This is a genomic window from Streptomyces sp. NPDC053755 (assembly GCF_040677675.1).
In the GTDB taxonomy this organism is placed as follows: Bacteria; Actinomycetota; Actinomycetes; order Streptomycetales; family Streptomycetaceae; genus Streptomyces.
Genome location: NZ_JBFASK010000032.1, coordinates 29,907 through 54,739 on the forward strand (window position 1 = coordinate 29,907; position 24,833 = coordinate 54,739).

The following is a 24,833-nucleotide window of genomic DNA, read 5'->3' on the forward strand; positions in this document are numbered from 1 at the left end:
GGTCAGGCGCGGCCGCCGCGAAAGGGAGAGGCGGCCGGGCAGGGGGTCGCTTACGATCGCGCGAATGACACTCCTTCACGATGTGGCCGGATCAGGCCCTTCCGCAGTCCTCCTCGTCCATTCCGGTGTCTGCGACCGGCGGATGTGGGACGCGCAGTTCGACGCCCTGGCCGACGCCGGACACCGGGTCGTGCGCTGCGACCTCCGCGGATTCGGGGAGACCCCTCTCGAAGCGCCGCACACCCACATGGAGGACCTGCGGGACCTCCTCGACACCCTGGGGATCGAGCGGACCGCCCTGGTCGCCTCCTCCTTCGGCGGCGCCGTCGCCCTGGAGTTGGCGGCCCGCCACCCCCAGCGGGTCTCCGCGCTCGCGCTGCTCTGCCCGAACTCGCCCGACCATGAGCCGAGCGACGAACTGCGCGCCTGGGGCGGGCGGGAGAACGCCCTGCTCAGGGCGGGCGACATCGACGCCGCCGTCGCGCTCAACGTCGACACCTGGCTCGGTCCCGACGCCGGGGACGAGGCCCGCGAGCTGGTCCGCGTGATGCAGCGGCGCGCCTTCGACCTCCAGCTCCCCGCGCCGCAGGAGTTCGCCCCGACCGACCCCGAGGTCGGCACGCCGGAGCTGGCGGCGATCGGGGCGCCGTGCCTCGTCGTCTCCGGCGCGCACGACATCGCCGACTTCCGGGCGCTCGCGGCCCGCCTCGCCGGCCTCCTGCCGGCCGCCCGCCTCGTCGAACTCGACTGGGCGGGCCATCTCCCGGCCCTGGAGCGCCCCGAGGAGACGAACAAGCTGCTGGTGGACTTCCTGGCCTCCCCGGCGCGCTAGGAGACCGCGCCAGGCCCCCCTTAGGGGGTGCTCTGCCGGGCCCCGGCCGTCCCGGCCTTCGGCGTCGTACCGCCGAACCGCCGCACCCCCGGCACCAGCGCCGTCCCCAGGCAGCAACCGCCCACCAGCAACGCCGCCGCGATCAGGGGCACTTCCGGGCCCCACGCGGAGGCGGCGAGCGGGGCGAGGGCGTAGCCCAGGGGCATCGCGGCCAGGGAGAGCAGCCAGTCGTAGGAGACGACCCGGGCCAGGGCGTGCGTGGGGATCGCCTCCTGGACGGCGGTCGCCCAGACCGGGGAGAGGAAGCCCAGCCCGGCCTGGGCGATCCCGTAGGCGGCGATGGTCACCGGCGCCGGGGCCGGGAGGGCGAGGAGCAGCAGGGGCAGGGCGTACGTCGCGAGGCCGAGGTTCGCCGCCAGTACCGGGCGCCGGGGCCGTACGCGATCGGCCGCCAGCGCGCCGAGGAGGAAGCCCACGGCCCCGACCTGGAGGAGCAGCACCCATGCCGTCCTGCCGCCGGGCTGGGTCAGGGCGATGGCCGGGCCGAGGGTCATCAGCACGGCGGCGGCGCCGTTCCAGGCGCTGTGGCCGATGAGACTGGTCCAGTACCAGTCGCGGGAGCGGACCTCGTGCCAGCCCTCGGCGAGGTCCGCGCGCAGCGAGCGGCGGGGGATCGGCACGCGCTCGACTCGCAGGGCCCCGAGGATGGCCGCGCTGATCGCGAAGGTCGCCGCGTCCAGGACGAAGGCCCAGCCCGGTCCGACGGTCACGATCAGGGCGCCGGCCAGCGCGGGGCCGCCGATGCGGGTCGCGCTCTGGGCCGCGCTCAGCGCCGCGTTGGCGCGCTGGAGCGCTTCGGGGGCCACCGTCCCCTTGACGAGGGGGGACCCGGTGGGCAGGGCGAAGGCCCCGGCCGCGCCGCCGGCCGCCTGGACGGCGGCGACGACCCAGAGGGTGGGATCGCCGCTCAGCAGCTGCTCGCCGACGATGAGTTGGGTGGCGCAGCGGACGAGGTCGGTGGTCAGGGCGACCGTACGGGCGGCGAAGCGGTCCGCCACCACACCTCCCAGGGGGAGCAGCAGCAGTTTGGGGACCATGGCGCAGGCCAGGACGAGCGCGAGTGCGGAGGCCGATCCGGTGGCCTCCCAGACGGCGATGGCAAGTGCGGCGGGGATGGCGGCGTCGCCGAGCAGGGAGAGGGTGCGGCCGGTCAGGAACAGCCGGAACGGGCGGCCCCGCAGGGGGTGGGGTACGGACTTCCCGGGCGGCGCGGGCAGGGGGGTGACGGGCATGTCCCCAATCTATTTCGGTACCGAATAATTCGGCAACGAAATATTTGAGAACGAAGGGTCACGGCGTGGCGACGTACGATCGAGCCATGGAGCCCTCCCGGCGTAGCGAACCGACCGACCCCCCGGAGCCCGCGCCCCGCGTCCCGGCCGGCCCCGCCCCGCGCGACTGGACCGACGAGCACGTGGAGCGCTGGCGGCCGGTGCTGCCCGGCCTCGACCCGGTGGTCGAAGGCGCGGTCACCCGGATGAAGAAGCTCTCGGTCCACCTGCGGCGGGTGCGTGAGCAGTCCCTGGTCGACTTCGATCTGGAGCGCCACGAGTTCGACACCCTGCACAAGCTCGCCGGCCGCGGGGGCAGCGCGGCCCCCTCCGAACTCGCCCAGGACCTCGACCTCGCCCCCGCGTCGGTCAGCGGCCGCCTGGACGCCCTGGAACGGCGCGGCTTCGTCCGCCGTACGCAGTCCACGACCGACCGCCGCCGGGTCGTGGTCGAGCTCACCGCCGCCGGCCGCGAGACCTGGCTCGGCGCGATGGACGTCCTCGGCCACGAGGAGGAGCGCCTCCTCGGCGTCCTGGACGAGGACGAGCGGGCCCGGCTGAACGACATGCTCCGCCGGATCATGGTGGTGGCCGAGGAGCCCGGCGGCACGCAGGCTTGGCACGGCTGACCCCCGTCCTGCGTCCGAGCGTCCCGCCGGACGTTAGGCCGCCGGGGGACGGGCCGACCGCCCGGCCCCCGCAGGCGGCCGTCCGCCGCCCCCGCACGCGGCAGTCCGCCCGACCCTCGCGCGCGGCCGTCCGCCTCACATGCTCAGCGAGCGCGCGTAGTTGAGCTGTCCCATCACCCAGGCGAAGCTGTCCGGACCGGTCGCCGGGATCATCGTGGAGTGGTGGCGGCCGGCGCTGGTCACCGTGACCTGGATGAAGCCCGTCGTCTGCTTCTCCTTCATCAGAAGGAACAGCAGCCCCAGCAGGCAGAAGATGAAGAAGACGATGGCCAGCACGATGGCGGCGGCCGGGATCTTCTCCTCGGTCCGCGACATGTCCATCGCGTTCCACACCGCGCCCTTGAGCGGCATCGGACCGGCGGGCGTGATGATCTGGTCCCCGACGACGGTGATGTCCCCCAGGCTGAGCAGCGGCGCCCCGCCGTGGGCGGCCATCGGCGGATGCTGCGGCGGCACCGGCACGCCCGGCAGCGTCGGCTGGTACGCGGGTCCGGGGGCCGCGTGCGGGTAGCCGTAGGCCGGCGTCCCGTGCGGGTAGCCGTAACCGGGCGCCCCCGCCCGCTGATCGGGACCCCACGTGTACTCCCCGTCCGCGTAGGGGTTCGGCTCGGTCATGACTCCCCGCTTTCCACAACGACAAAGGCCCGCTCCTGCACGCCGCAGCGTACAGAAGCGGGCCCCCGTCCCGAGCCGGCTCTCAGAAGCGACGCGTGATCAGCGCGCGCTTGACCTCCTGGATCGCCTTGGTGACCTCGATGCCACGCGGGCACGCGTCGGTGCAGTTGAACGTCGTGCGGCAACGCCACACGCCGTCCTTGTCGTTCAGGATCTCCAGGCGCTGCTCGCCCGCCTCGTCACGCGAGTCGAAGATGAAGCGGTGCGCGTTGACGATCGCGGCCGGACCGAAGTACTGGCCGTCGTTCCAGAAGACGGGGCAGGACGACGTGCACGCGGCGCACAGGATGCACTTGGTGGTGTCGTCGAACCGCTCGCGGTCCTCGGCGGACTGCAGGCGCTCGCGCGTCGGCTCGTTGCCCTTGGTGACCAGGAACGGCATGACGTCCCGGTACGCCTGGAAGAACGGCTCCATGTCGACCACGAGGTCCTTGAGGACCGTGAGGCCCTTGATGGCCTCGACCGTGATCGGCTTCTCCGGGTTGATGTCCTTGATCAGCGTCTTGCAGGCGAGCCTGTTCTTGCCGTTGATCCGCATCGCGTCGGAGCCGCAGATGCCGTGCGCGCAGGAGCGCCGGAAGGTCAGCGTGCCGTCGACGTCCCACTTGATCTTGTGGAGGGCGTCGAGCACGCGCTCCTTGGGGTCGATCTCGATCTGGAAGTCCTCCCAGACCGCCGCGTCGAGGACCTCGGGGTTGAAGCGGCGGATCCGGAGGGTGACCGTGATGTACGGCGAGGCGGCGGAGTCCTTCTCCACCTTGTCCAGTACGGGGGTAGCCATCAGTACTTACGCTCCATCGGCTGGTAGCGGGTCTGGACGACGGGCTTGTAGTCGAGACGCACGGTCTCGGAGCCGTCGGCGCCGACCTCGCGGTACGCCATGGTGTGGCGCATGAAGTTGACGTCGTCGCGGTTGGGGTAGTCCTCGCGGTAGTGACCGCCGCGGGACTCCTTGCGCGCCAGGGCCGAGACGGCCATGACCTCGGCCAGGTCGAGCAGGTTGCCCAGCTCGATCGCCTCGAGCAGATCCGTGTTGAAGCGCTTGCCCTTGTCCTGGATGGACACGTTCAGGTAGCGCTCGCGCAGCTCGGCGATCTTGTCGACCGCCGTCTTGATGGTCTGCTCGGTACGGAACACCATCACGTTGGCGTCCATCGTCTCCTGGAGCTCCTTGCGGAGGACGGAGACCCGCTCCGAACCCGTGGAGTTGCGCAGCCGCTCGACCTGCTCGGCGACGAACGACGCCGGGTTCTCGGGCAGCTCGACGAAGTCGGCCTTCGCCGAGTACTCGGCGGCGGCGATGCCGGCGCGCTTGCCGAAGACGTTGATGTCCAGGAGCGAGTTGGTGCCCAGACGGTTGGCGCCGTGCACGGAGACACAGGCGACCTCGCCCGCCGCGTACAGGCCCGGGACGACGGTGGTGTTGTCGCTCAGGACCTCACCCTCGACGTTGGTCGGGATGCCGCCCATGGCGTAGTGCGCGGTCGGCTGGATCGGGATCGGGTCCGTGTAGGGCTCGATGCCGAGGTACGTCCGCGCGAACTCGGTGATGTCGGGCAGCTTGGCGTCCAGCTGCTCCGGCGGGAGGTGCGTCAGGTCGAGGTAGACGTGGTCGCCCTCGGGACCGCAGCCGCGGCCCTCGCGGATCTCCGTGTAGATGGAGCGCGAGACGACGTCACGGGACGCGAGGTCCTTCATGACCGGCGCGTACTTCTCCATGAAGCGCTCGCCGTCCTTGTTGCGGAGGATGCCGCCCTCACCGCGGGCGCCCTCCGTCAGCAGGATGCCCATGCGCCAGATGCCCGTCGGGTGGAACTGGAAGAACTCCATGTCCTCCAGGGGCAGACCGCGGCGGTAGCAGGCCGCCTGGCCGTCACCGGTCAGGGTGTGCGCGTTCGACGTCACCTTGAAGAACTTGCCGGTGCCGCCGGAGGCGTAGATGACGGCCTTGGCCTGGAAGACGTGGATCTCGCCGGTGGCCAGCTCGAAGGCGACCACACCGGCCGACTTCTTGACGCCGTCGACCTCGGTGATCAGCTGGTCCAGGACGTAGAACTCGTTGAAGAACTCCACGCCCTCCTTGACGCAGTTCTGGTACAGCGTCTGGAGGATCATGTGACCGGTGCGGTCCGCGGCGTAGCAGGACCGGCGGACCGGGGCCTCGCCGTGGTTGCGGGAGTGACCGCCGAAGCGGCGCTGGTCGATGGTGCCGTCCGGGGTGCGGTTGAACGGCAGGCCCATCTTCTCCAGGTCGAGGACGGCGTCGATGGCCTCCTTCGCCAGGATCTCGGCGGCGTCCTGGTCGACCAGGTAGTCACCGCCCTTGACCGTGTCGAAGGTGTGCCACTCCCAGTTGTCCTCCTCCACGTTGGCGAGCGCGGCGGCCATGCCGCCCTGCGCCGCGCCCGTGTGGGAGCGGGTGGGGTAGAGCTTCGTGAGCACGGCGGTGCGGCTGCGCTTCGTCGCCTCGATGGCTGCGCGCATGCCGGCGCCGCCGGCGCCGACGATGACGGTGTCGTACTTGTGGATCTTCATGTCGTGGATTACCTCAGCCCCGTGCCTAGCGGATGTTCGGGTCGAAGGTGAAGATCACCAGCGTGCCCAGAAGGATGGTGAACACCGTGGCGGTGTACAGCAGGCCCTTGAGCCACAGGCGCGTGTTGGCGCGCTCCGCGTAGTCGTTGATGACCGTGCGGAGGCCGTTGGCGCCGTGGAGCATGGCCAGCCACAGCATCAGCAGGTCCCAGACCTGCCAGAACGGGGACGCCCAGCGGCCCGCCACGAAGGCGAAGCCGATCTTGGAGACGCCGCCGTCCAGGAAGAGCTGGATCAGCAGGTGGCCGAGGACCAGGACGACGAGGACGACGCCGGACAGCCGCATGAAGAGCCAGGCGGCCATCTCGAAGTTGCCGCGGGTCGCCCGCGGAGTCCTGCCCGTGCGCTTGCGGGGTGCCTCGATGTACGGCGCGGGGTTGTCCACGTCGTAGCGGGGGCCGCCCTCGACGGGACCGATCGCGGAAGTGGTGTCAGCAGACATGTCTGGCGTCAGCTCCCGAACAGTTCACGTGCGGCGTGGCCGAGGACGGGATACACAGAGCCCGCCATCAGCACGACCCAGATGCCCACGACGGTCCAGAGCATCTGCTTCTGGTAGCGCGGGCCCTTGGACCAGAAGTCCACGGCGATGACCCTGAGGCCGTTCAGCGCGTGGAAGAGAATGGCGGCGACGAGGCCGTACTCGAGGAGTGCGACGATCGGCGTCTTGTACGTGGCGACGACATCGTCGTACGCCTCGGGGGAGACGCGGACGAGAGCGGTGTCCAGCACGTGTACGAACAGGAAGAAGAAGATGAGGACGCCGGTGACTCGATGAGCCACCCAGGACCACATTCCTTCCCGGCCGCGGTACAGCGTTCCAGCCGGCACGGAAAAACCCTCCGGGAGCGGGGATCAGGGTCGGCCGGCTTCAGTGTCGGTCTGACCCGGCCGGGTACGGTCCACCGGCCCTGGTCATCGTAGCGACGACTTGTCGGTTCGCTCGCGCGGGGTCCATAGGTGTGATCAAACAGGCACGGACGGGCTATCACACAAGCCCGAATCACCGCATAGCGGACAGATTCTGGTGGGACACCAGCTGAACGAGCCGGGCCCGGGCGAGTCGGCGCAGCTCGTCCGCCGTGATCGCCCGCTCCTCGTCCCGCTCGTTGCCCAGCCGCGACCGGAGGGCCGCGAGGACCTGGTCGAGCCGCTCATCGGGCCGCACCCCGTCGAGGCTGATCACGAAGGCGTGCCCGAAGCGGCTCTCGTACGCGCCGTGGGCGGCCCGCAGGGCCGTGTGGGCGGCCGGCGGGGCGTGCGGGTGCAGCGAGGTGGAGGCGGCCGACTCCTCGCCCGACAGCGCCTCGTCGAGGTCGGCGCGGGACAGGTCGTAACCGGCCTCGTCGGCGGCGGCGAGCAGCGCGTCCAGCGTCGGGTACGGACGGTGCGCGGCCACCCGTTCGGCCCAACGGCGACTCCCGCAGCAGCCGAGGAGCAGCTCCTCCACCACGCCGGGCGGGGCCACGTTGAAGCGCAGGAGGCCGGTGGGGTGCCGGTGACCGCCCTGCCGGGCAGGTATGGCGGGGGAGCCCAGGTTCCTGGAGGGGGCGTGGGTGTCGCTGGTCAGCGTGGGCTCCGGGAAGGGTGGGGTGGGTGTGGCGCAACGTTATCGATGGGGAGGGGGAGCCGTCCGACGGATGCGCGAATTTCACCCGGAAGGGAGAGTTTCGGATACGGCGGTGGACGTTCCGGACGGCGCCGGGCCGTGCGCCCGATTCCCCCGGATGGCCCCGTTCCGCTTCCTGAGGGAGGATTCCGAGTGATGCGGTACTCCATACGGGGGCCCCACAGGGGCCCCGCTCTCCTCGCGGCCGTGGTGGCGTCGGTCACCGTGGCGGCCTGCTCCGGCGGGTCGTCGCAAGGGTCCACGGGAACCGTCTCCGGACCCGGTGCGCCGTCCTCCGCCGTCGGCGCGCCACCGACACCCTCGGCGCCGGGGACGAGCCCGACCCCCACGCCGACCCCCACCCGGACCTATCCGCTCTCGTCCGCTCCCCTCACCATCCCCGCCGTCGCCGCGCACGAGCCGGCCCGGGGCCCCGGCTGGCGGCCGTCGCCGGACACGGGGGTCGTCGTCGCCAAGGGAAGCGAGCGCCTCGCCGACGAGGGCAGGCTCCTCGCGGGCGAGCTGAGGATCCCGTACCGAGGGGTGGCGGCCCCCCGCTCCGGGGATGTCGAGCTGGCGCTCGGCGGAAAGGGCGCCGCCGAGTCGTACACGCTCACGACCCGCGGCGACCGCGTGCGGATCACCGGCCCCGACGAGGCCGGCGTCTTCTACGGCACCCGCACGCTCAAGCAGTCCGTCAAGGGCTCGGGCGCCATGCCCGAGGGCGTCGTGAACGACCGGCCCGCCAAGCCGCAGCGCGGACTGAACCTCGACATCGCACGCAAGCACTTCGACGCGGCCTGGATCGAGGACCGCGTCCGCGAGATGGGGGACCTCAAGCTCAACCAGCTCGGTCTGCACTTCTCCGACGACCAGGGCTTCCGGATCGCCTCCGACACCCACCCCGAGGTCGTCTCCGCCCAGCACCTCACCAAGGCCGAGGTGCGGCGGATCATCGCGCTCGCGGCCAGCCGGCACATCACCGTCGTGCCCGAGATCGACTCGCCCGGACACCTCGGGGCCGTCCTGCGCGCCCACCCGGACCTCCGGCTGCTCAACGTCCAGGGGACCCCGCGCCAGGGCGCCATCGACATCTCCAAGCCGGGCTCGGCGGCGATCGTCGACGACCTGCTGCGGGAGTACTCCGCGCTGTTCCCCGGCGGCTGGTTCCACGTCGGCGCGGACGAGTACCAGGCGCTGACCGTGCGCGACCCGGCCGCCTCGTACCCGCAGCTCGCCACGGCGGCACGGGAGAAGTACGGGCCCGAGGCCGGGATCCAGGACCTCGCGGAGGGCTGGCTCAACGACCGGGCGGCGGTCGTGCGGGCCGCGGACAAGACGGCCAAGGCATGGAACGACGGCTTCTTCGGCGGCGGGGTGGTGAACGCCGACAAGAACATCGAGGTCGAGTACTGGACCGGCAAGGAGATCGGGGCCAGGCCGCCCGTCGAGTACCTCAGCGAGGGCCGGCCGGTGGTCAACCTCAACGACGAGTTCCTCTACTACGTCCTCGGCGAGCCGAACGAGTTCACCTACCCCACCGGCCGGCGCATCTACGAGCAGTGGACACCGCTGGTCCTGCGCGGGACGACACCGGTCCCCGAGCGGTACGGGCCGCAGATCCTGGGCGGCCGTTTCGCGGTCTGGTGCGACCTGTCGGGCGCCCAGACGCAGGCGCAGGTGGCCGACGGGATACGGATGCCGCTGACGGCGACGGCGCAGAAGCTGTGGGACGCCCGTGAGCCGACGCTGAGCTGGGAGCGGTTCCGGGCCCTGGCGTCGGAGGTGCGCTGAGCGGTCGACGGGCCGGAGGGGGGCGCGGGCAATGGGGGGGCGAGGCGTCTCGGGCCGTAAGGGGTCGCGGGAGCCGGCGGCCGAGGTCGCCGGGCACGGCGATGGCGGGGTGGGGGTTCCCGGCTCATGGCGGTCGAGGTGCGCCGAGGCGGCGGCGGCTGAGAGGGGCGCCGGGCGGTGGAGGGGCGCCGAGGCGGCGCGGGTACGCTCCCATCGCTGCGGCCGCCCGGCCGCCCGGGGCCTCGGGGAGGGGCGCCGCCAAGTCCGTGGGGGTCCCGCTCACTCATGCTCCGCAATCCCGTCGGCCTGTCGTACGCCGTCGTGGCGCTGCTCGCGGCGATGGCCGTGGCCGACGCCGCCCTCTTCGCCGCGGCCCTCGACGTCCGCCTCCTGACAGCGGGGGATGCTCAGGGCCGCTGGGAGTGGCAGGACTTCACGCACCCGGGTGTCGAGGGCGCCACGGTCGCCCGGGGGCTGGTGCAGCTCGCGCTGACCGTCGTCTTCATCGTCTGGTTCTTCCGGGTCCGCAGGAACGCCGGGATCTTCGCGCCCGATCTGCACCGCGGCGGCCCCGGCTGGGCCATCGGCGCCTGGTTCGTCCCGGTCGCCAACCTCTGGTGGCCGCGGAGCGTGGCGGCCGGCACCTGGCGGGCGAGCCGCCGGGACCCGTACGGCGACGGCAAGGGCGCGGGGGAGTCGTTCGCGGTGCTCAACCTGTGGTGGGCCTTCTGGATCCTGACGAATCTGGCCGACCCCTTCGCCTCGGCGGTGTACGACGACGCCGACACGGCCGAGGAGTTCGCGGCCGGGGCGGGCTTCTTCATGGGCGCGGCTCTGGTGGACATCGTCGCGGCGGGGCTGGCGATCCGATTCGTCCGTCGTCTGACCTCTATGCAGCGGTCGAAGGTCACTGGCATGATTCCGGCCGCGCAGTGACGTAAATGCGCCAAGCGGCGCAGTAAGAGGAGTACTGCGTCCGCTACGGGAGGCCTCCATGAGCCTGCTGGAACTGATCGACCTGGCCGACGAACGGGGTCTGGCCGCGGCCGGCCTCGCCTGCCTGGACCGGTGCCTGCCGCTGCTCGCGCCCGACGGGGCCGAGGCGCTCCGGCCCGTCTGGGCGGCGGTGGCGCGCGGAGACGGCGGCGCGTGGGGCGAGGCGCTCGCCAAGGCCGGCGTCGAGCTGGACGACGCCCCCGCCGACGACGAGGCTGCCCGGCTCGTCCGGGAGATGCTGGGCGCCGCCCCCGCCGAGTGGGCCGCGCCGGACCTGCGCGCCTGGGCCTCGGGCTGCTCCGCCACCGCCCTCACGCTGCACGGTCGTTACGACGGCGCGGGAGGCGCGCCCGAACTGGTCGAGGCGTGCCGCTCCGGCGACGCGACCGGCGCGGGGCCGCTCCTCGCCGGCGAACTGCGCCGCCAGCACGCCGTCCTGGAATCCGTCGCCCACGGCCCGACCGGCCTGCGCCGGGCCCGCGAACTCTCCACGGAGGGCGGCCGGGTGCTCCGCGCGGTGGTCTCGCGCAGGGCGCGTACGGCCTGAGCCGTCCGGCCTGAGCCGTCCGAGCGGAGCCGTGCGGCCGGGGTGGGCGGCGCGTGCGACGGCCGGGTGCGCCGTGCGGTGGCCTTGCGAGGGCCCTTGCCGCGTCCTCACGAGGTTCCCTGCCGCCCGAGGCGCTCGGACCGGGCCGCGCGGCCCGGCAGGGCGCGGCTCGCCCGCGGGCCGCGCCTCGGGGACGGTGTTCCGGCCGGAGCCCGCCGGGCGGCCGGCCGGAACGGTCAGGCCTCCTGGCCCGGCAGGGACGCCGAGGCGATCGTCTCCGCGATCTCGCGCTCCGCCCGCGCCTTGTCGAGGCCGAGGCCCGTGAGGACGCCCTTGCCGTCCTCGAACTCCAGCAGCGCCAGCAGGATGTGCTCCGTGCCGACGTAGTTGTGACCCAGGCGCAGGGCCTCCCGGAACGTGAGCTCCAGGACCTTCTTCGCGCCCGCGTCGTACGGGATGAGCCCGGGCACCTCCTCCGCCGGCGGTGGCAGCGTCGCCGCGACGGCCTCGCGCACCTGGTCGGGGGTGACGCCCCGCGAGGTGATCCAGAGGACGGCGATCCCCTCGGGTTCGGCGAGGAGGCCGAGGGCGAGGTGGCCGGGGAGCGTCTCGGCGTTGCGCGCCGCCGCGGCCTCGTTCTGCGCGGCCATCACGACGTTCCTGGCCCGGGGGGTGAACCGGTTGAAGCCCTCGCCCGGGTCCAGCTTCGCGGAGTCCGAGTCCTTCGGGTCCTTGGGCACGAAGCGCTTCTGGGCCGCCTGCCTGGTGACGCCCATGCTCCTGCCGATGTCGGTCCAGGAGGCGCCCGAACGCCGTGCCTGGTCAACGAAGTGGCCGATGAGGTGGTCCGCCACGTCACCGAGGTGGTCCGCCGCGATCACGGCGTCCGAGAGCTGGTCGAGTGCGTCGCTGTGGACCTTCTTGATCGCTTCGATGAGGTCGTCGAGCCGGACGGGATGGGTCATGCCGACTGGGTTCGTCATGGGTGCAACCCTAGGTTGACACCCCTGCCCTGTCAACCTTCGGTTGACAGGGCAGGGGTCGTCATGATGATCGCCATGACGACGCCCGAGCACGCCCTCGCCGCCGACGACCTCCAGCACGCCGTCCGCCTCTGCCTCGCCACGCTGCGCGGCGCCTCGGCGGCAGGCACCGCCGCCGACTGGCAGCGCCCCGCCGGCTCGCTCACCTGGAGCTGCTGGGAGACCGCCGAGCACCTCGCCGACGACCTCTTCGCCTACGCGGTCCAGATCGGCCTCGAAGCCCCGCCGCTCGACACGGAGGTGCCCTTCCTCTGGACCCGGCGGCGTGAAGGAGGCCCGGCGAACGTCACCTTCGCCGACCCGGCGGCCGGCGTCCCCGGCCTCCTCCAGGTCGTCGAGTCCTGCGGCTCGCTGCTCACCGCCCTGGTCCGTACGGCTCCGGCCGACCGGCGCTCGTACCACTGCCACGGGGTCTCCGACCCGGCGGGCTTCGCGGCGATGGGCATCGTCGAGGTCCTGGTCCACACCCATGACATCGCCCTCGGGCTCGGCGTCCCCTGGACCCCGCCGGCCGGCCTGTGCGCCCGCACCCTGACCCGCCTCTTCCCCGACGCGCCCACGGACACCGACCGCTGGCCGACCCTGCTGTGGGCGACGGGCCGGGGGGACCTCGAAGGCCATGACCGGCTCACGTCCTGGCGCTGGCACGCCGAGGTCCGCGACGCAGGGGAGTGAGCGGGGGGCCCGGCGGCTCGACGGAGGCGCGGCGACGAGGGCGTCACCCGATGTGGTGACGGGGCGTCGCCGGGGAAAAGGAAGACGACCAGGGCCGCCACCCCCCACAGGAGAGGCCCCGGTCGTCGTCCGCCGGGGCCGCAGCACGGCCCCGTACTCCTCTCAGCGCCGGGCGTGCGTTTTCTGTCACACCGCGAGCGGGCGGAGAAGGTTGCAGTTTGTACAAAGAGCGGACGAACATGGACGCGACGACGGAGAAGACGTAGCGTGCTGCTGCGCGCCGGGCGGCGTGGCGGTGGTGACCAGCCGCGATGACGAACAGGTTGTGGGGAGTGCTGGGGGACGACGCGGAGCTGACGGCCGCCGTGCTCGCCGCGCGGAACGGGGACGAGGACGCCTTCCGTACGGTGTACCGCGCCGTGCATCCTCGGCTGCTCGGCTACATACGTACGCTCGTCGGTGACGCCGACGCCGAGGACGTGGCCTCCGAGTCCTGGCTCCAGATAGCCCGCGACCTCGACCGCTTCGACGGCGACGCCGACCGGTTCCGGGGCTGGGCGGCCCGCATCGCACGCAACCGGGCCCTCGACCACATCCGCATGCGGGGCAGGCGCCCCGCCGTGGGCGGCGACGAGACCGAACTCACCGACAAGCCGGCCGACTCCGACACCGCGGACGAGGCCATGGAAGCACTCGCCACCGGCCGTACCATGCATCTGATCGCGCAACTCCCGCAGGACCAGGCCGAGGCCGTGGTCCTCCGGGTCGTCGTCGGCCTGGACGCCAAGAGCGCCGCCGACACCCTCGGCAAACGTCCCGGTGCCGTACGGACGGCGGCGCACCGCGGTCTCAAGCGGCTCGCCGAACTCCTCGGGGTCGACGGCGCCGACGGGACCGACGCGGGCGCCGTCCCGCTGGGGGGCGTACCGCCGCAGCGCGGCCGCGGGCAGGGTGCCCCGGCCCCGGGTGGTGTGACGCAATCGCGCGCGTGTACGCAGAAGGACATGTGATGGCCGACGAGCGGTACCCATGGCTCGACCAGGAGGCCGCGGAGCGGTTGCTGCGCGGCGAACCGGTCGATCCCGTCGACGATCACGCCCGTGAACAGGCAGAACGCCTGGCCCGTGCCCTCGAGTCCGCCCGTGCCCTGCCGCCCGCCCTCGCGGCGGAGGCCGAGCTTCCGGGCGAGGCGGCGGCCCTGGCCGCCTTCCGTGAGGTGACGGCCGCGCGGTCCGCCGCCCTCGCGGCGTCCGCCGCCGGCGCACCGGGGCCCGCCCCCGCCGTCGAGCTCGTCGGCGTGCGGCTCGCCCCACCCGCCACCGCCCGGAAGTGGGGGCGCTCCCTGCGGTACGGCCTGGCCGCCGCGGTCGCGGCCGTCGCCGTGGGCGGCGTCGCCGTCGCCGCCGGCACGGGTCTGCTGCCCCGGCCGTTCGCCGACGCCCCCGCGCCCGCCTCGTCCGTGAAGGTCGCCGACACCCCCGAACCGCTGCTCTCCGGCACCCCGGAGGACGGCTCGGGCACCGTCACGCCCCCGGCGCCCCCCGGCACCGAGAGCCCGTCCCCCGGTCCGTCCCCGTCGTCGTCGGGCGCGCCCTCGGCCACGCCGGGCTCCGGCGGTACGGCCGGACCGGACGGCGGCGGCCCGGAGCCCCGGCGGAGCGGGAGCACCTCCGACCCGTCCACCCTCCGGGCGAAGACCCTCAAGGCGTGCCAGGACTACAAGGCCGGACGCCTGGACGACAGCGACCAGCGGCGGCTCGCCGGATCGGCGCGGAGCGGCGAGACCGTCCGCCGCTTCTGCGACCGCGTCCTGGCCGGCGACTGGAGCGGCTCGGGCGACGACGGGAGTTCCACCGGTTCGGGGTCCTCGGGCTCGACCGGCCGGACCTCCGGCGGCGACTCCGGCGGCAGGGGCGACGACCAGAGCGGCGACGACGGCTCCGGCGACGAGAGCGATCGAGGCGACAGCGCCGCCGGCCCGGTCGGAGCGCCCGGCTCCGGCGGCTGGAACGGCGGACACGGCGGCGGCGGACACGGCGGCGGCCACGGGAACACCAGCGCCGGCAAGGGCGGTACCGACGGCCCGAGCAAGGGCCGCGACCGGTCCGGGCGCACCCTCGCCGCCCCCAAGAACACCGCTGGACCGGCCGTCGCGCAGCCCCTCACCCTCCAGGTGTGACACTTTCGGGCCCGCCGACGCAGTACTGAGTGAGCCGACTGGTCATCGGCCGCGCATGGAGCCAAGGTTCCCCCCGTACCTTCGGCTCTGCGCACAGGCGCGGGTGGGACACGTTCCCCCGGTCCCACCCGCGCCCCTTCCTCCTCGGCCGTCCGCCACCGGGCGGCAGCCGCTCACCAGTGGACGACGACCTTGTCGCCGACCCGCACCTGGTCGAAGAGCGCCGAGAGCTTCCCCCGGTCCCGTACGTTCACGCAGCCGTGCGAGGCCCCGTTGTAGCCGCGGGCGGCGAAGTCCGCCGAGTAGTGCACGGCCTGTCCCCGGCTGAAGTACATCGAGTACGGCATCGGCGTGTGGTAGAGCTTCGACCAGTCGTTACGGACCTTGCGGTCGACGTTGAAGATGCCCTCGCGGGTCGGCGTGTTCTCCGAACCGAAGCGCACGTCCATCGACGAGACGACCTTGCCGTCGATCATCCAGGCCAGCGTCCTGCTCTCCTTGCTGATGCACAGCACCCGGCCCGTCATGCAGCGGGCGTCCGGCGTGTCCAGCTTGTTCGTCGTGGACGGCTTCAGCTCGTCCGCCGTCGGCTCGTGGGTCATCGCGACCAGACGCTGCCAGGTGGTCTCGTCCACCGAACCGGTCTGCGGCAGCTCCCGCTTCTTCTGGAAGGCCGAGACGGCCTTGCCCGTGATCGTGCCGTAGAAGCCGGTGGGCGCCCGGTCGAAGTAGCCGACCTGGCGCAGCCGCGCCTGCAGCTCCCGCACCTGCGTGTTCTCGTCGCCGTCCTTCATCAGGACCTTGCCCGCGGGCGCGTCCGCGGTGGGCGAGGAGGACGGCTCGTCGTCCGTCGAGGGGGTCTCCGTCGGCTCCGCCGAGGACGCGGAGTCGCTCGGTTCGGGAGCCGGGGAGGACGACGCGGAGGTGGGCGACGACGACGGCGCCGCCGTCCCGCCCGAGCCGGCCGCCTGGGCCGTACAGCCGGTGGCCAGGGCCACGGCGGCCGCGGCCAGAAGTGCTCTGCGTATGACGGACGAACGGTTCATCTCTGCCCCCCGAATGAGTCTGTGACTTATGTGATGCCTACCGGCCCCGCTTGGTTGCGCGGCGGCGGAAAGTCCGGAGCATGCTGTGAGGAAGGTCCCAGCGTGCGGGCCTCCATCCGCCGCACGGCCGCCGCTACAGTCCGTCACGACGTTCGGTACCGCTGAGTAGGTCTATCGGGAGGCACAGCAGATGGCGCGGGAGTCGGAGTCGGGGCTGCCCATCGAGCCGGTCTACGGACCGGCCGCCCTGGAAGGGTGGGACCCCGCCGAGAAGCTGGGCGAGCCGGGCTCGTACCCCTTCACCCGCGGCGTGTACCCGTCGATGTACACCGGCCGGCCCTGGACGATGCGTCAGTACGCGGGCTTCGGCACCGCCGTCGAGTCCAACGCCCGCTACAAGCAGCTCATCGACAACGGCACCATGGGCCTGTCCGTCGCCTTCGACCTGCCCACCCAGATGGGCCACGACTCCGACGCCCCGATCGCGCACGGCGAGGTCGGGAAGGTCGGCGTGGCCGTCGACTCGATCGACGACATGCGCGTGCTCTTCGGCGGGATCCCGCTGGACAAGGTCTCGACCTCGATGACCATCAACGCCCCCGCCGCCCTGCTGCTCCTGCTCTACCAACTCGTGGGCGAGGAACAGGGCGTCCCGGCGGACCGGCTGACCGGCACGATCCAGAACGACGTGCTCAAGGAGTACATCGCCCGCGGCACGTACATCTTCCCGCCCAAGCCGTCGCTGCGGCTGATCGCGGACATCTTCAAGTACTGCAAGGCCGAGATCCCGAAGTGGAACACCATCTCGATCTCCGGCTACCACATGGCCGAGGCCGGCGCCTCGCCCGCGCAGGAGATCGCGTTCACCCTCGCGGACGGCATCGAGTACGTCCGTACCGCCGTCGCCGCGGGCATGGACGTGGACGACTTCGCGCCCCGGCTCTCCTTCTTCTTCGTGGCCCGTACGACCATCCTCGAGGAGGTCGCGAAGTTCCGTGCCGCCCGCCGGATCTGGGCCCGGGTGATGAAGGAGGAGTTCGGCGCGAAGAACCCGAAGTCGCTGATGCTCCGCTTCCACACCCAGACCGCCGGCGTGCAGCTCACCGCCCAGCAGCCCGAGGTGAACCTGGTGCGCGTGGCCGTCCAGGGGCTCGCGGCCGTCCTCGGCGGCACCCAGTCGCTGCACACGAACTCCTTCGACGAGGCCATCGCCCTGCCGACGGACAAGAGCGCCCGGCTCGCCCTGCGCACGCAGCAGGTCCTCGCCTACGAGACGGACGTCACCGCCACCGTCGACCCGTTCGCCGGGTCGTACGTCGTGGAGAAGATGACCGACGACGTCGAGGCGGCCGCGGTCGCCCTCATGGAGAAGGTGGAGGACCTCGGCGGCGCCGTCAACGCGATCGAGCGCGGCTTCCAGAAGAGCGAGATCGAGCGCTCCGCCTACCGCATCGCGCAGGAGACCGACAGCGGTGAGCGGGTCGTCGTCGGCGTCAACCGCTACACGATGGACGTCGAGGAGCCCTACGAGCCGCTGCGGGTGGACCCGGCGATCGAGGCCCAGCAGGCCGAGCGGCTCGCCAGGCTGCGCGCCGAGCGGGACCAGGCGGCCGTGGACGCGGCGCTCGTCGAGCTGAAGAAGGCCGCGGAGGGCACCGACAACGTGCTCTACCCGATGAAGGACGCGCTCAGGGCGCGCGCGACGGTCGGCGAGGTCTGCAACGCGCTGCGCGAGGTCTGGGGCACCTACGTCCCGACCGACGCCTTCTGATCTTTCCGGCCTTTCCGGCATACGGAATCACGAGGCGGAGTGTCGTACCCCTGTGCGAGACTCCGCCTCATGCTGGGTGTCACCGATCTGCCGACCTATCTCGCGGGCCTCGTCCTCATCATCCTCCTGCCGGGGCCGAACTCGCTGTACGTGCTGTCCGTCGCTGCCCGCAAGGGCACCCGGACCGGATACAAGGCCGCGGCCGGCGTCTTCACCGGCGACGCGGTCCTCATGACGCTCGCCGCCCTCGGGGCGGCGTCGCTGCTGCAGACCACGCCGCTCCTCTTCATGATCGTGAAGTACGCGGGCGCGGGCTATCTGACCTGGATGGCCGTCGGGATGCTGCGGGCGGCGTGGGCGATGTGGCGGGCCCGAGGCGAGATGTCCGCCGACGGGCCGGCCGAGGCCCCGGCCGCCCCCGAGGAGCGGCCGTACCGCCGCGCGCTGATCATCAGCCTGTTCAATCCCAAGGCGATCCTCTTCCTGATCTCCTTCTTCGTGCAGTTCGTGGACCCCGGGTACGCCTATCCGGCGCTCTCCTTCCTGGTCCTCGGCACGCTGCTCCAGCTCGGCAGTTTCCTCTACCTCACGACGCTGATATTCGGCGGGACCCGGCTCGCGGCGGCCTTCCGCTCCCGCCGCCGGCTCGCGGCGGGAGCGACCACGGCCGCCGGCGCCCTCTTCCTCGGCTTCGCGGCGAAGCTCTCGCTGGCCGGGGCCTGAACTCCGGCGTCCGCGCCCTCAGGGGCCGGGGCCGAACGAACAGGCGAGCGGTCCGGCGCCGTGCGGCCGCGGCGCCCGAGCCCCGGGGGCCGGAGCTGGTTGACCCTGACACCGTGTGAGGCCGTTCCGTAGGGGGCGTCATGTTCATCATCGGAGACTTCGCCCGGCACGGGCGGGTGTCGGTCCGCATGCTGCGCCACTACGACGCCATCGGACTGCTGCGCCCGGCCCACGTCGACCCGCACAGCGGCTACCGCTTCTACGAGGCGGATCAGCTCGCCCGGCTCAACCGCGTCATCGCGCTCAAGGAACTCGGCTTAACCCTCGATCAGGTGCGGGTGATCCTCGACGAGCGGGTCGGCGCCGAGGAGCTGCGCGGCATGCTGCGGCTGCGCCAGGCCGAGCTGGAGACGGCGCTGGCGGAGGCGGCGGGACGGCTCGCCCAGGTCGGGTCGAGGCTCCGGGCCATCGAGAGCGAGGGACGCATGTCCACCCAGGACGTCGTGATCAAGAAGGTGCCGCCGGTCCGTCTGGCCGAACTGAGCGGGGTGGCCGCCGGCTTCGGGCCCGGCGAGATCGGGCCGGTGATCCAGCCCCTCTTCGACCGGCTGTGCGAGCGGCTGGCGGCGGCGGGCGTGTCCGGGTTCGGCCCGGGGATCGCCTCTTACGAGGACGCGGGCAACGGCGACGGCTCGGTCGTCGTGCACGCCGGTATGACCGTCCCGGACGGGGCGGAGGCGGACGGGGTCGACTTCGTCGTCCTGCCCGGGCTGGAGGAGGCGGCCACGGTCGTCCACCGGGGCCCGATGGACGACATCCTGCCGACCGCCCAGACCCTGGCCACCTGGATCGACGCCCACGGATACCGCTCGGCGGGCTACGCCAGGGAGCTGTACCTGGAATGCCCGGACGACAGGTCGAAGTGGGTGACGGAACTCCAGGAGGCGGTCGTCCGCGTGTGACGGCCGGCCCGCGGCGGGGGACGGGGCCGGACCGGCCCCGCCCCTCCCGCGGCCCCGCCCCTCCCGCGGCCCCGCCCCTCCCGCGGCCCCGCCCCGCTATCGGCTCAGCGCCCGCTTCAGGCGCAGCGCGTGGCGGGCGAGGCGGCGGACGCGGGGATGCCGGGGAACGGGGAGGCCGCCCGGAAGGCCGAGCACGGTCAGGCGGCGGCGCGTGAAGTGGTGCCGGGTGCGCTCGGCGAGCGGCCCCGAGAGATGGCGCACGGCGGCGTCCCGCAGGTCCGGACGGATCTTCGGCTGCATGGCGAACCCGACCGCCGCGACCAGCCCGGCCAGGTCCTCCGCTTCCGGGACCCGGCCCGGCGCGTCCTCCTCCAGATCCGGCAGGAGCGCGTCGGCGAGGGTGACGGGGACCCGGTTGCTGTTCTGGTACGGGGTCAGCCGGGCCAGGAGCGTCCGGGTGCCGACCCGGGCGACCGGGATGCCGTAGAAGGCGCGGGCCGTGAAGAGTCCGGTGGAGAAGCAGCCGACCACCAGCGCCGGCCGCAGCTCCCGGTAGAGCACCTCGGCCAGGACGGGGCGGTCCAGGACGGTCAGTTCGGCGCCGAGCCGCTCCGCCTCCAGCGCCAGGCTCCTGGTCCAGGCGTCCGGCGCCGTGGGGTGCGGCTTGAACGCGAGCCGCCGGTGCCCGCGCGCGATCGCGCCGCGGACCATCCGCAGGTGCAGCTCCTCCTCCTCGGCCGGGGTGAGAAGGGACAGCGCCGCCAGGTACTGCCCGAGGAGCAGAGCGGGCCCGTCCTCCTCGCCCGCGCCCGCTGAGCCGCCCGCGCCTGCCGGACTCGCAGCACCCGCCCCCGGCTCCGCCCCCGCTCCCGCCGCCGTACCCGCCGCGCCTTCGGCTCCCGCCACGTCGCCGGACGTCTCCGCCAGCTCGGCGACAACCTTGGTGAACGCCTCCGTGGGGACCACCGTCGCCCGCACCCCGTACTCCGCGAGCAGCAGCGGCGCGAGGCCGGGCACCAGGTCGAGGTGGAGCAGCCGCCGCACCCGCTCGCCGACGAGCGGCTCGATCTTGTTACGGGTCGGGCCGTAGCTCATCAGCCCGTCCGCGTACACGTCGAGCGCCGCGTCCGGGAACAGCCGGGCGAGCGTCAGCGCGGGCGTCACCTGCACGGACTCCAGGGCCAGTTCGAGCCGGTCGTCGCCGAGCCCCCACAGCAGCCGCAGATGGCGCTCCAGGAGGGGCAGGTCGTCGGCCCGGGGGGTCCAGCCGGCGGGGTGGAGCGGCGAGATCGCCTCGTTCCAGGACAGGACGGCGTCGAAACGGCCCCGCAGTCCTTCGAAACCGGGCATCTCGTCCAGCGCGGCCGTCGTCTCCGGCACCGCCGCGTTGTCGGCGACGACCAGCAGCCGCCTGTCGGCGGGGCCGAAGCAGCCGCTGTCCAGGGCGGCGGCCAGCGTCGTGGCTCCGAACAGGGTGGAGGCGTAGAAGATCCGGGTGGTCCTCACGCGGGCACCTCCGCGCGCCGGGCCCGGGGGAGGGCGACGGCGGCCGCGCGGTGACGGCGGAGCAGCCTGCGCAGCACCGCGGCACGCTGGGCGTCCATCGATCCCAGCGCCTCGTGGAGAACGTCCCGCGGCATGCGCCGCAGCGCCGCCGCGCTCATCGCCCGCAATTCCCTGGCCACGGCCGGTTCGTATCGCCCGGTGTTGCCGAGGTGGTAGGAAATGAGCGCGCAATAGGTGCGGACCGCTTTCGGGAGGAGGAGGCCGGCTTCATGATCGTCCATTGTTTCGTCGATCACCTGGTCGAATGCGCGAATGAAATCGAGCTGTCGTATATCGCCGACCTGTGTGAGAGACGTGGAGACTCCGCGCCGGTAGAAGATTCCCAGCGTGCTCACCGCGGCGAAGGAATCCGCCTCCCGGTGCAGTCTCCAGATCCACGGCCGGTCCTCCGCCGTCCGCAGCCCGGGCGTGAAGCGCAGCAGGCCGCGGTCGAGCAGCCGCCGGTCGTAGAGCCCCGCCCATGCGTACGGGTAGTCCACCGACGTCGTCCGGTCGGCGGGCAGGATCGCGTCCCGCGGGCGCAGCACCTCGCCGCGCCGCCCGACCGGGGACCGGCGCACCGTACGGGCCCGGCCGGTCACCCGCACGTGATCGGTGCGCAGGAAGTCGCATCCCAACCGCTCGATGGTCTCCACCAGTTCGGCGTAGTGGCCGGGGGCGATCCAGTCGTCCCCGTCGAGGAAGGCGAGGTAGCGGCCGCGGGCCGCGTCCAGGCCGGTGTTGCGCGCGGTGGCGAGGCCCTCGTTGCGTGCGTGTCGGAGCAGGACGGCGCCCGGGACCTCGCGCCCGGCCCGTTCGAGCAGCTCCGTGGTCCCGTCCGTCGAGCAGTCGTCGACGAGAAGGAACTCGAAGTCCTCGCGGGCGTTGGCGCGCAGGCTCCTGAGGGTGTCCGGGGCGTATGCGTGCACGTTGTAGAACGGCACGACGACGGAGAGCTTGACCACGCGGCCGACGCTATGCGCCGCCCCGGCATTCGTACTGACCGGCAGAGAGATGCCCGGTGAACACAAAGCGGCGGGGCCCTTAACCGACCCCGGGAAAAGCCACGGCAACGTCGGCGACACCCCTTTCACGGCCGTTTTCAGAAGGCGTAGCGGTGCTGTTCACCGTTTGTTGCGTCCCAGTTGGGCCGACCACCGGAATGGCTCTCTAACGTCCTCGGCGTGCCAGTAAGTACCAGAGAAACGGCGCGTGTCGCCGTACTCGCCGACTCCGACACCCGGTGGAAATGGGGCGCGCTCACCGCGCGCCGGATCACGGCCGACGCCGTGGAACCCGCCGGCTTCCTCCTGCGCGGCCGGGCCACCCCGACCGCGCGCCAGCTCGCCGAGACCGGGGCGTCCACGACGCCTCCGCGCGAGGTGACGGGAGCGGAGTTCCTGCGCGCGGTACGGGACGCGGCGGCCCGTGGCGAGGGGTTCGACGTCGTCGTCCTCGCCCTCGTCGGCGGCACGGTCCGCGCCGTCCTGCACGGGCTGGCCGAACTCGCCCTCGACCGGCGGCCGGTGATCGTCACCGGTTACGTCGGCGTGGTCTACGAGAAGCTCGCCGACGGCCTGCTGCTGCGCCACGGGGCCGACGTCGTCCTCGCCAACTCCCGGCACGACGCCGAGCGGTTCCGCGCGGTGTACGAGGGGGTGGGCGCCGACCCCTCCCCGGTCGTCGAGGCCGCGCTGCCCTTCCTCGGCGGCGCCCCCTATGCCCCCGAGCCCGGCCGCGACACCCTTGTCTTCGCCGCCCAGCCGTCCGTGCCGGCCACCCGCGCCGAACGCACCTACCTGCTGCGCCGGCTGGTCGGACACGCCCGCAGGCACCCGGAGCGCGAGGTCCTCCTCAAGCTGCGCTCCAAGCCGGGCGAGCACACGACGCACCTGGAGGAGCTCCCGTACCAGCGACTGGTGCGCGAACTCGCGGTGCCGCCCAACTTCCGCCTGGTCTACGGGCACATGGGCGAGGTGCTCGACCGCACCGACCTGCTGGTCACGGTCTCCTCGACGGCCGCGCTCGAAGCGCTGCACCGGCGCATCCCCACAGCGGTCCTCACCGACCTCGGCGTCCGCGAGGTGCTCGGCAACCACCACTTCCTCGGCTCGGGCATGCTGACCTCCTTCGACCGCCTCGACGCCGGGGTGCGGCCGACGCCGGACGAGGAGTGGCTCGCGCGCCAGGGCGTGGCCGCCGCCGGCACCGCGGGAGGAGGTTCGTACGCGAACGCCTTCGACGCGGCGCGGGCACGCGTCGGCGAGCTGCTGGACCGGCCGTCCGGGCTGCCCCCGATCGCCCCCTACTACACGGCGGAGACGGCCCCCGGCTACCTGCCCGGCATCCTCGCCCGCCACCGCCTCGACGTGACCGCCCCGGAGCCGCGCGACAGCGGACTGCGCCGCGTCATCCGGGAGGCGGCGCGGGGCGCGTACCGCCACGGCGTCCAGCGCGTGGCCCCCGTCATCCGCAGGCTGGGAGAACTCTGATGACCGCGACGAAGGCGACCGCCGGGAAGAAGACCGGGACGAAGGCGGCCGTGACGAAGCCGGCCGCGGGGAAGGCGACCGCTGCCCAGCCGACCGCTGTTCAGGCGGCAGCGGCGCACGCGAGCACCTTCCCGCCGGAGCGCACGGGCACCGTCCTCGCCGTGATCCCGGCGCGCGGCGGTTCCAAGGGCGTCCCCGCCAAGAACCTGGCCCCCGTGGCGGGCGTCCCGCTGGTCGCCCGCGCGATCCGGGCCTGCCTCGGTGCCCGTCTGGTCACCCATGTCGTCGTCTCCACCGACGACGCGGCGATCGCGGCCGAGGCCCGCGCCGCCGGGGCGGAGGCGGTGCAGCGTCCCCCGTCCCTCTCCAGTGACACCGCCACCAGCGAATCGGCGGTGCTGCACGCGCTGGACGCCTTCGAGGCCACCGCCGGCCGGCGCGTCGACACCGTCCTGCTCGTCCAGTGCACCAGCCCCTTCCTCACCCCGGCGGACGTCAACGGCGCCGTGGCGGAGATCGCCGCCGGTGCCGACACGGCCCTCACCGTCGCCCCCAGCCACGGCTTCCTGTGGCGGCGCACCGGCGAGGGCGGAGGCACCGGCGTCAACCACGACAAGGCACACCGTCCCCGCCGCCAGGACCTGGAGCCGGAGTACCTGGAGACCGGCGCCGTCTACGCCATGGACGCCGAGGGTTTCCGTACCCACCGCCACCGCTTCTTCGGCCGCACCGCGCTCGTGGTCACCGACCCGTCCCGGGTCCTGGAGATCGACGACCCCCACGACCTGGCCCGCGCCCGCGCCCTCGCGCCGCTCCTCGACACCCCGGTCACGCCCCGGATCGGCGACGTCGACGCGATCGTCCTCGACTTCGACGGCACCCAGACCGACGACCGCGTCCACATCGACGCCGAAGGACGGGAGTTCGTCTCCGTGCACCGCGGGGACGGCCTCGGCATCGCGGCCCTGCGCCGCACCGGCGTCCCGCTCCTGATCCTCTCCTCCGAACGGAACCCCGTCGTCGCCGCCCGGGCCCGCAAGCTCCGGATCCCGGTCCTGCACGGCATCGAGCGCAAGGACCTCGCCCTCAAGCAGTGGTGCGAGGAGCAGGCGATCGACCCCCAGCGCGTGCTCTACGCGGGCAACGACGTCAACGACCTGCCCTGCTTCCACCTCGTCGGCTGGCCCGTCGCGGTGAGCAGCGCCCACGACTCCGTACGGGCCGCCGCCCGTGCGGTCACCGTCACCCCCGGTGGCTCCGGAGCCATCCGCGAGATCGCGGCCTGGCTCCTCGGACCCGAGCTCCACACCCCCGACGCGTAAGGAACAC

24 protein-coding genes are annotated in these 24,833 nt (G+C 72.8%); 13 read left to right on the plus strand and 11 right to left on the minus strand.

The window, feature by feature from the left end:
* The first annotated feature begins 64 nt into the window (after nt 1–64).
* Nucleotides 65–832 carry an alpha/beta hydrolase gene (locus tag AB0K65_RS25830; RefSeq protein WP_365720448.1) on the plus strand — a complete coding sequence of 256 codons (768 nt, stop codon included), beginning with the start codon at nt 65–67 and terminating at the stop codon, nt 830–832.
* A gap of 20 nt (nt 833–852) precedes the next feature.
* Here AB0K65_RS25830 and AB0K65_RS25835 read toward each other — a convergent pair whose 3' ends face one another.
* Entirely contained in the window at nt 853–2,124 is a 1,272-nt protein-coding gene (locus AB0K65_RS25835; protein ID WP_365720450.1) for an MFS transporter, read from the minus strand.
* Nucleotides 2,125–2,210: 86 nt separating this feature from the next.
* Here AB0K65_RS25835 and AB0K65_RS25840 point away from each other — a divergent pair, with 86 nt between their 5' ends.
* A complete protein-coding gene (locus AB0K65_RS25840) occupies nt 2,211–2,792 on the plus strand; it encodes a MarR family transcriptional regulator (RefSeq protein WP_365720452.1) in 582 nt (193 codons plus the stop codon).
* A 135-nt stretch (nt 2,793–2,927) separates the two neighbouring features.
* Here the strand turns inward: AB0K65_RS25840 and AB0K65_RS25845 are convergent, their stop codons facing one another.
* The 6 genes from AB0K65_RS25845 to AB0K65_RS25870 form a co-directional block, all read right to left on the minus strand.
* Complete coding sequence (locus AB0K65_RS25845) at nt 2,928–3,467, minus strand: hypothetical protein (protein ID WP_365720454.1); 540 nt, start codon at nt 3,465–3,467, stop codon at nt 2,928–2,930.
* 82 nt (nt 3,468–3,549) lie between these two features.
* Nucleotides 3,550–4,308 (minus strand): succinate dehydrogenase iron-sulfur subunit, encoded by a 759-nt coding sequence (locus AB0K65_RS25850; RefSeq protein WP_365720456.1) that lies wholly within the window; start codon nt 4,306–4,308, stop codon nt 3,550–3,552.
* Nucleotides 4,308–6,062 (minus strand): succinate dehydrogenase flavoprotein subunit, encoded by a 1,755-nt coding sequence (gene sdhA / locus AB0K65_RS25855; protein WP_365720458.1) that lies wholly within the window; start codon nt 6,060–6,062, stop codon nt 4,308–4,310. The genes AB0K65_RS25850 and sdhA overlap by 1 nt, the downstream gene beginning before the upstream one ends.
* Before the next feature lie 25 nt (nt 6,063–6,087).
* Entirely contained in the window at nt 6,088–6,564 is a 477-nt protein-coding gene (locus AB0K65_RS25860) for a succinate dehydrogenase hydrophobic membrane anchor subunit (RefSeq protein ID WP_365720460.1), read from the minus strand.
* An 8-nt stretch (nt 6,565–6,572) separates the two neighbouring features.
* Nucleotides 6,573–6,953 carry a succinate dehydrogenase, cytochrome b556 subunit gene (sdhC, locus tag AB0K65_RS25865; protein ID WP_365720462.1) on the minus strand — a complete coding sequence of 127 codons (381 nt, stop codon included), beginning with the start codon at nt 6,951–6,953 and terminating at the stop codon, nt 6,573–6,575.
* Between the two features lie 172 nt (nt 6,954–7,125).
* Nucleotides 7,126–7,659, minus strand: a complete 534-nt coding sequence (locus AB0K65_RS25870) for a 2-oxo-4-hydroxy-4-carboxy-5-ureidoimidazoline decarboxylase (RefSeq protein ID WP_365720537.1) — start codon at nt 7,657–7,659, stop codon at nt 7,126–7,128.
* 228 nt (nt 7,660–7,887) lie between these two features.
* On the opposite strand from AB0K65_RS25870, the gene AB0K65_RS25875 reads away from it, so the two are divergent.
* The 3 genes from AB0K65_RS25875 to AB0K65_RS25885 all read left to right on the plus strand — a co-directional run bounded on the left by AB0K65_RS25875 (nt 7,888) and on the right by AB0K65_RS25885 (nt 11,068).
* On the plus strand, nt 7,888–9,525 hold the full coding sequence (locus tag AB0K65_RS25875) for a glycoside hydrolase family 20 protein (protein ID WP_365720464.1): 1,638 nt from the start codon (nt 7,888–7,890) through the stop codon (nt 9,523–9,525).
* A gap of 285 nt (nt 9,526–9,810) precedes the next feature.
* A complete protein-coding gene (locus tag AB0K65_RS25880; RefSeq protein ID WP_365720466.1) occupies nt 9,811–10,461 on the plus strand; it encodes a DUF4328 domain-containing protein in 651 nt (216 codons plus the stop codon).
* Between the two features lie 58 nt (nt 10,462–10,519).
* On the plus strand, nt 10,520–11,068 hold the full coding sequence (locus AB0K65_RS25885) for a hypothetical protein (protein WP_365720468.1): 549 nt from the start codon (nt 10,520–10,522) through the stop codon (nt 11,066–11,068).
* 236 nt (nt 11,069–11,304) lie between these two features.
* Here the strand turns inward: AB0K65_RS25885 and AB0K65_RS25890 are convergent, their stop codons facing one another.
* Nucleotides 11,305–12,051, minus strand: a complete 747-nt coding sequence (locus AB0K65_RS25890) for a Clp protease N-terminal domain-containing protein (protein WP_365720470.1) — start codon at nt 12,049–12,051, stop codon at nt 11,305–11,307.
* A 75-nt stretch (nt 12,052–12,126) separates the two neighbouring features.
* Here AB0K65_RS25890 and AB0K65_RS25895 point away from each other — a divergent pair, with 75 nt between their 5' ends.
* The 3 genes from AB0K65_RS25895 (at nt 12,127) to AB0K65_RS25905 (ending at nt 14,965) form a co-directional block, all read left to right on the plus strand.
* Nucleotides 12,127–12,786 (plus strand): hypothetical protein, encoded by a 660-nt coding sequence (locus AB0K65_RS25895; protein ID WP_365720472.1) that lies wholly within the window; start codon nt 12,127–12,129, stop codon nt 12,784–12,786.
* 332 nt (nt 12,787–13,118) lie between these two features.
* Nucleotides 13,119–13,796, plus strand: a complete 678-nt coding sequence (locus AB0K65_RS25900; RefSeq protein ID WP_365720539.1) for an RNA polymerase sigma factor — start codon at nt 13,119–13,121, stop codon at nt 13,794–13,796.
* On the plus strand, nt 13,796–14,965 hold the full coding sequence (locus AB0K65_RS25905) for a hypothetical protein (RefSeq protein WP_365720474.1): 1,170 nt from the start codon (nt 13,796–13,798) through the stop codon (nt 14,963–14,965). Before AB0K65_RS25900 ends, AB0K65_RS25905 begins: the two co-directional genes overlap by 1 nt.
* Nucleotides 14,966–15,138: 173 nt before the next feature.
* Here the strand turns inward: AB0K65_RS25905 and AB0K65_RS25910 are convergent, their stop codons facing one another.
* Nucleotides 15,139–16,011 (minus strand): L,D-transpeptidase family protein, encoded by an 873-nt coding sequence (locus tag AB0K65_RS25910; protein ID WP_365720476.1) that lies wholly within the window; start codon nt 16,009–16,011, stop codon nt 15,139–15,141.
* A 190-nt stretch (nt 16,012–16,201) separates the two neighbouring features.
* Here AB0K65_RS25910 and AB0K65_RS25915 point away from each other — a divergent pair, with 190 nt between their 5' ends.
* The 3 genes from AB0K65_RS25915 to AB0K65_RS25925 all read left to right on the plus strand — a co-directional run bounded on the left by AB0K65_RS25915 (nt 16,202) and on the right by AB0K65_RS25925 (nt 19,467).
* Nucleotides 16,202–17,782: a methylmalonyl-CoA mutase family protein gene (locus AB0K65_RS25915; protein ID WP_365720478.1), complete on the plus strand. Its 1,581-nt coding sequence runs from the start codon at nt 16,202–16,204 to the stop codon at nt 17,780–17,782.
* A 69-nt stretch (nt 17,783–17,851) separates the two neighbouring features.
* Entirely contained in the window at nt 17,852–18,505 is a 654-nt protein-coding gene (leuE, locus tag AB0K65_RS25920) for a leucine efflux protein LeuE (RefSeq protein ID WP_365720480.1), read from the plus strand.
* Nucleotides 18,506–18,645: 140 nt separating this feature from the next.
* Nucleotides 18,646–19,467: a MerR family transcriptional regulator gene (locus AB0K65_RS25925; RefSeq protein WP_365720482.1), complete on the plus strand. Its 822-nt coding sequence runs from the start codon at nt 18,646–18,648 to the stop codon at nt 19,465–19,467.
* Nucleotides 19,468–19,563: 96 nt separating this feature from the next.
* Here AB0K65_RS25925 and AB0K65_RS25930 read toward each other — a convergent pair whose 3' ends face one another.
* On the minus strand, nt 19,564–20,973 hold the full coding sequence (locus AB0K65_RS25930) for a polysialyltransferase family glycosyltransferase (protein ID WP_365720484.1): 1,410 nt from the start codon (nt 20,971–20,973) through the stop codon (nt 19,564–19,566).
* Nucleotides 20,970–21,977, minus strand: a complete 1,008-nt coding sequence (locus AB0K65_RS25935; protein WP_365720486.1) for a glycosyltransferase family 2 protein — start codon at nt 21,975–21,977, stop codon at nt 20,970–20,972. The genes AB0K65_RS25930 and AB0K65_RS25935 overlap by 4 nt, the downstream gene beginning before the upstream one ends.
* Before the next feature lie 219 nt (nt 21,978–22,196).
* On the opposite strand from AB0K65_RS25935, the gene AB0K65_RS25940 reads away from it, so the two are divergent.
* Both AB0K65_RS25940 and AB0K65_RS25945 read left to right on the plus strand, forming a co-directional pair.
* Nucleotides 22,197–23,504 carry a DUF6716 putative glycosyltransferase gene (locus AB0K65_RS25940; protein WP_365720488.1) on the plus strand — a complete coding sequence of 436 codons (1,308 nt, stop codon included), beginning with the start codon at nt 22,197–22,199 and terminating at the stop codon, nt 23,502–23,504.
* Nucleotides 23,504–24,826, plus strand: a complete 1,323-nt coding sequence (locus tag AB0K65_RS25945) for an acylneuraminate cytidylyltransferase (RefSeq protein ID WP_365720490.1) — start codon at nt 23,504–23,506, stop codon at nt 24,824–24,826. The genes AB0K65_RS25940 and AB0K65_RS25945 overlap by 1 nt, the downstream gene beginning before the upstream one ends.
* Nucleotides 24,827–24,833 lie beyond the last annotated feature (7 nt).

Coding starts and splice junctions, on each gene's coding strand:
- AB0K65_RS25830 (WP_365720448.1), top strand. CDS start 65: ATGACACTCCTTCACGATGTGGCCGGATCAGGCCCTTCCGCAGTCCTC.
- AB0K65_RS25835 (WP_365720450.1), bottom strand. CDS start 2,124: ATGCCCGTCACCCCCCTGCCCGCGCCGCCCGGGAAGTCCGTACCCCAC.
- AB0K65_RS25840 (WP_365720452.1), top strand. CDS start 2,211: ATGGAGCCCTCCCGGCGTAGCGAACCGACCGACCCCCCGGAGCCCGCG.
- AB0K65_RS25845 (WP_365720454.1), bottom strand. CDS start 3,467: ATGACCGAGCCGAACCCCTACGCGGACGGGGAGTACACGTGGGGTCCC.
- AB0K65_RS25850 (WP_365720456.1), bottom strand. CDS start 4,308: ATGGCTACCCCCGTACTGGACAAGGTGGAGAAGGACTCCGCCGCCTCG.
- sdhA (WP_365720458.1), bottom strand. CDS start 6,062: ATGAAGATCCACAAGTACGACACCGTCATCGTCGGCGCCGGCGGCGCC.
- AB0K65_RS25860 (WP_365720460.1), bottom strand. CDS start 6,564: ATGTCTGCTGACACCACTTCCGCGATCGGTCCCGTCGAGGGCGGCCCC.
- AB0K65_RS25875 (WP_365720464.1), top strand. CDS start 7,888: ATGCGGTACTCCATACGGGGGCCCCACAGGGGCCCCGCTCTCCTCGCG.
- AB0K65_RS25880 (WP_365720466.1), top strand. CDS start 9,811: ATGCTCCGCAATCCCGTCGGCCTGTCGTACGCCGTCGTGGCGCTGCTC.
- AB0K65_RS25885 (WP_365720468.1), top strand. CDS start 10,520: ATGAGCCTGCTGGAACTGATCGACCTGGCCGACGAACGGGGTCTGGCC.
- AB0K65_RS25890 (WP_365720470.1), bottom strand. CDS start 12,051: ATGACGAACCCAGTCGGCATGACCCATCCCGTCCGGCTCGACGACCTC.
- AB0K65_RS25895 (WP_365720472.1), top strand. CDS start 12,127: ATGACGACGCCCGAGCACGCCCTCGCCGCCGACGACCTCCAGCACGCC.
- AB0K65_RS25905 (WP_365720474.1), top strand. CDS start 13,796: ATGGCCGACGAGCGGTACCCATGGCTCGACCAGGAGGCCGCGGAGCGG.
- AB0K65_RS25910 (WP_365720476.1), bottom strand. CDS start 16,011: ATGAACCGTTCGTCCGTCATACGCAGAGCACTTCTGGCCGCGGCCGCC.
- AB0K65_RS25915 (WP_365720478.1), top strand. CDS start 16,202: ATGGCGCGGGAGTCGGAGTCGGGGCTGCCCATCGAGCCGGTCTACGGA.
- leuE (WP_365720480.1), top strand. CDS start 17,852: ATGCTGGGTGTCACCGATCTGCCGACCTATCTCGCGGGCCTCGTCCTC.
- AB0K65_RS25925 (WP_365720482.1), top strand. CDS start 18,646: ATGTTCATCATCGGAGACTTCGCCCGGCACGGGCGGGTGTCGGTCCGC.
- AB0K65_RS25945 (WP_365720490.1), top strand. CDS start 23,504: ATGACCGCGACGAAGGCGACCGCCGGGAAGAAGACCGGGACGAAGGCG.